The organism is Pseudomonas agronomica, from assembly GCF_025917275.1.
Lineage (GTDB): Bacteria > Pseudomonadota > Gammaproteobacteria > Pseudomonadales > Pseudomonadaceae > Aquipseudomonas > Aquipseudomonas agronomica.
Window position 1 is genome coordinate 1 of the sequence record NZ_JAOSHO010000448.1, and the last position, 4,048, is coordinate 4,048.

Annotated in this window: 4 protein-coding genes; 2 read left to right on the plus strand and 2 right to left on the minus strand. The window is 60.0% G+C overall.

Features of this window, described 5'->3' with window-relative positions:
* Positions 1 to 55: 55 nt before the first annotated feature.
* Positions 56 to 1,480: a gamma-aminobutyraldehyde dehydrogenase gene (locus tag OC610_RS22425; RefSeq protein ID WP_264430864.1), complete on the plus strand. Its 1,425-nt coding sequence runs from the start codon at positions 56 to 58 to the stop codon at positions 1,478 to 1,480.
* 77 nt (positions 1,481 to 1,557) lie between these two features.
* On the opposite strand, the gene OC610_RS22430 is transcribed toward OC610_RS22425, so the two are convergent.
* Both OC610_RS22430 and OC610_RS22435 read right to left on the minus strand, forming a co-directional pair.
* Positions 1,558 to 1,806 (minus strand): AbrB/MazE/SpoVT family DNA-binding domain-containing protein, encoded by a 249-nt coding sequence (locus OC610_RS22430; RefSeq protein ID WP_264430860.1) that lies wholly within the window; start codon positions 1,804 to 1,806, stop codon positions 1,558 to 1,560.
* A 24-nt stretch (positions 1,807 to 1,830) separates the two neighbouring features.
* Positions 1,831 to 2,016, minus strand: coding sequence for a hypothetical protein (locus OC610_RS22435; RefSeq protein ID WP_264430861.1), 186 nt, complete (start codon positions 2,014 to 2,016; stop codon positions 1,831 to 1,833).
* A 360-nt stretch (positions 2,017 to 2,376) separates the two neighbouring features.
* Here OC610_RS22435 and OC610_RS22440 point away from each other — a divergent pair, with 360 nt between their 5' ends.
* A complete protein-coding gene (locus OC610_RS22440; protein WP_264430863.1) occupies positions 2,377 to 4,002 on the plus strand; it encodes a glucan biosynthesis protein D in 1,626 nt (541 codons plus the stop codon).
* Positions 4,003 to 4,048 lie beyond the last annotated feature (46 nt).

The following is a 4,048-nucleotide window of genomic DNA, read 5'->3' on the forward strand; positions in this document are numbered from 1 at the left end:
CGCGAGCAAGCTCGCTCCCACAGGGGACTTGGAAACCATTCAAGAGGACAAGGACATGCAAACCAAACTGCTGATCAACGGCCATCTGGTCAACGGCGAAGGCCCTGGCCAGGCGGTATTCAATCCGGCGCTGGGTCGGGTCCTGGTGGAAATCAATGAAGCCAGCGAGGCCCAGGTCGATGCCGCCGTGCGTGCCGCCGACGTTGCGTTCGAATCCTGGTCGCAAGTGCCACCCAAGGACCGCTCCCTGTTGCTGCTCAAGCTGGCCGATGCCATCGAAGCCAACGGTGAAGAACTGGCGAAGCTGGAATCGGACAACTGCGGCAAACCCTTCAGCGCCGCGTTGAACGACGAGATCCCGGCGATTGCCGACGTGTTCCGTTTCTTCGCCGGCGCCAGCCGCTGCATGAGCGGTTCGGCGGGCGGCGAATACCTGCCGGGTCACACGTCGATGATCCGTCGCGATCCAGTGGGGGTTATCGCTTCCATTGCACCGTGGAATTACCCGTTGATGATGGTCGCCTGGAAAATCGCTCCAGCCCTGGCCGCCGGCAACACCGTGGTGCTCAAGCCGTCGGAGCAGACCCCGCTGACAGCCTTGCGCCTGGCGGAACTGGCCGCGCAGATTTTCCCCGCCGGCGTGCTCAACGTGGTCTTCGGTCGCGGGCCAACCGTCGGCAGTCCGCTGGTCACCCACCCGAAAGTGCGGATGGTGTCGCTGACCGGTTCCATCGCCACCGGTTCGAACATCATTTCCAGCACTGCGGACAGCGTCAAGCGCATGCACATGGAGCTGGGCGGAAAAGCCCCGGTGATCATTTTCGATGACGCCGACATCGACGCAGCCGTGGAAGGCATCCGCACCTTCGGCTTCTACAACGCCGGCCAGGATTGCACCGCCGCTTGTCGCATCTACGCCCAGCAAGGCATCTATGACCGGTTCGTCGAGAAACTCGGCGCTGCGGTCAGCAGCATCAAGTACGGTCTGCAGAACGAGCCCGACACCGAAATGGGCCCGCTGATCACCGCCCAGCATCGCGACCGCGTGGCCGCTTTCGTCGAGCGGGCCATCGCCCAGCCGCATATCCGCCTGATCACCGGTGGCAAGGCCGTGGACGGCAACGGCTTCTTTTTTGAACCCACGGTGCTGGCCGACGCCCAGCAGGACGACGAAATCGTCCGCCGCGAGGTCTTCGGCCCGGTGGTGTCCGTCACCCCGTTCCTCGATGAAGCGCAAGTATTGGCATGGGCCAACGATTCGGACTATGGATTGGCCTCATCGGTATGGACCACCGACGTCGGCCGTGCCCATCGCCTGTCAGCGCGACTGCAATACGGCTGCACCTGGGTGAACACTCACTTCATGCTCGTCAGCGAAATGCCCCACGGCGGTCAGAAACGTTCCGGCTATGGGAAGGACATGTCCATGTATGGGCTGGAGGATTACACGGTGGTGCGGCATGTGATGTTCAAGCACTGAGCCGAAATACAATTGACTCACGACCGGACGGCAATGTCTGGTCGTGTTTTCTGAACGGCCATGACGACACACCCACTTCATTTATACCTGGCAGGCAATCGCGCCATCAACTCACCTGTACGCCGCTTCATCTTCGCCCTGCCATGGGTGACTTCGAAGCAATCCTGGGCCCAATCCCTTGCCTCAGGGTGCCTCACGGCACGTAACACCACTTCGCCAAGCGCATTGATGCTGAATTCGACAGCACACCCCGGAACCAATTGCAGAGCCTCGCGAATAGCCTTGGGAATGGTCACCCGTCCATTGCTTGCTACCGTTGACGACATAACGTTCTCCTGTGAAATAACAGTTCAAAACCGCGAAACACGCCGCATCGCGTCTACGAGGTAGCGCATGGCGATCCGGTCGTTTTCCGACAACTCTCGATAGCGCTCGACCAATCTCAACTCCTCCAGGCTAAGCCGGCGCGACCGACGCTTGATGCCCAGGCCGGGGAAAATGCCCAGCATTTCGGTGATGCCCTGTAGTTTCGTCATGACTTGTCCTTCGTTACGTCGAGTTGGCGTGTTAGCGCCTGGTGAACCGCCTATATCGGCTATCGCGCTAAAGAATAGGGAGGATTCCAAGCGTGAAAAGCGTTTTTTAGAGTAATTAGTCAAAAAACGCCGAAACACCGTAAAAAAAAGAAAACTCTGTAAGAAAATTTGACCGCGGCCCCGCTTCCCCGCCTCTCAGCCCCTGATTTGCCCTATGATTTTTGCGCCTCGGTGAACCGATCCAGTTCTCGGGTATCTGTTCTAACGTCCGTCGCGTTTGGCCAAAGGCATGTCCGAACCCTAATACCAATCCCTGCTCCCAGGATCGGCGCGGGATTGTTTCGAGAAAAGGTTGTGTTTATGCACCGCAGGAATCTGCTCAAGGCCTCCATGGCCTTCGCCGCCTACACCGGGCTCTCCGCCTCTGGCCTCATGGCCGCGCGAGCCTGGGCCGCCGACCAGGCGGCCGATGGCGAAGCCCGGCCGTTCGATTTCGATGCGCTGAAAGACCAGGCTCGCCAGCTGGCCAAGCGCTCCTACACCGACACCAAGCAAGTCCTGCCGCCAACGCTCGCGCAGATGTCGCCCCTGCAATTCAACGCCATCAAATACGATGCCAACCATTCGCTGTGGAACGCGGTGGACGGCCAGGTGGATGTTCAGTTCTTCCACGTCGGGATGGGTTTCAAGCAGCCAGTGCGCATGTACAGCGTCGATGCGAAGACACGCATGGCCCGGGAAGTGCATTTCCGTCCAGAGCTGTTCAATTACGAGAAGACCACCGTCAATACCTCGCAATTGACCGGTGACCTGGGCTTCGCCGGGTTCCGGGTGTTCAAGGCACCGGAACTGGACCGCCACGATATCGTTTCCTTCCTCGGCGCCAGTTACTTCCGCGCCGTGGACGCCAGCGGCCAGTACGGGTTATCCGCTCGCGGCCTGGCCATCGACACCTACGCCAAGAAGCGCGAGGAGTTTCCGGATTTCACCAAGTTCTGGTTCGAAACCCCGGACAAGAACAGCACCCGTTTCGTGGTCTATGCCTTGCTCGACTCGCCTAGCGCGACCGGTGCCTATCGTTTTGACATCGACTGCCAACCGACCCGGGTCGTCATGGAAATCGATGCCCACATCAACGCCCGTACCGCCATCGACCAGCTGGGTATTGCGCCAATGACCAGCATGTTCAGCTGTGGCACGGTTGAACGACGCATGTGCGACACCATTCACCCGCAAATCCATGATTCCGACCGGCTGGCCATGTGGCGCGGCAACGGTGAGTGGGTCTGCCGCCCGCTGAACAACCCCGCCACCCTGCAGTTCAATGCCTTTGCCGATAACAACCCGAAAGGCTTCGGCCTGGTGCAGACCGACCATGACTTCGACAGTTACCAGGACACCGTGGACTGGTACAGCAAGCGTCCAAGCTTGTGGGTGGAACCTACCACCGCTTGGGGCGAAGGCTCGGTCGATCTGCTGGAAATTCCCACCACTGGCGAAACCCTGGACAACATCGTCGCGTTCTGGACACCTAAAAAACCCGTTGCCGCCGGTGATTCGCTGAACTACGGCTACAAGCTTTACTGGAGCGCCTTGCCTCCGGTCAGCACGGACCTGGCGCACGTCGATGCGACCCGTTCCGGCATGGGCGGCTTCATCGAAGGCTGGGCACCCGGCGAGCATTACCCGACCGTCTGGGCGCGGCGTTTTGCCGTGGACTTCAGCGGCGGCGGCCTCGACCAGCTACCCCCGGGCACCGGCATCGAACCTGTCGTGACCTGCTCCCACGGCGAAGTGAAGGATTTCAACGTGCTGGAGCTGGATTCGATCAAGGGCTACCGCATTACCTTCGACTGGTACCCGACCGACGACCGCGTGGACCCGGTGCAGATGCGTTTGTTCATTCGCACCAAGGACCGGACCTTGAGCGAGACCTGGTTGTATCAGTACTTTCCGCCGGCACCGGATAAGCGTAAGTATCCCTGACAGTAATCGAGTTTCTGGACTGGCCCAATCGTCGGATCGCCGCCCG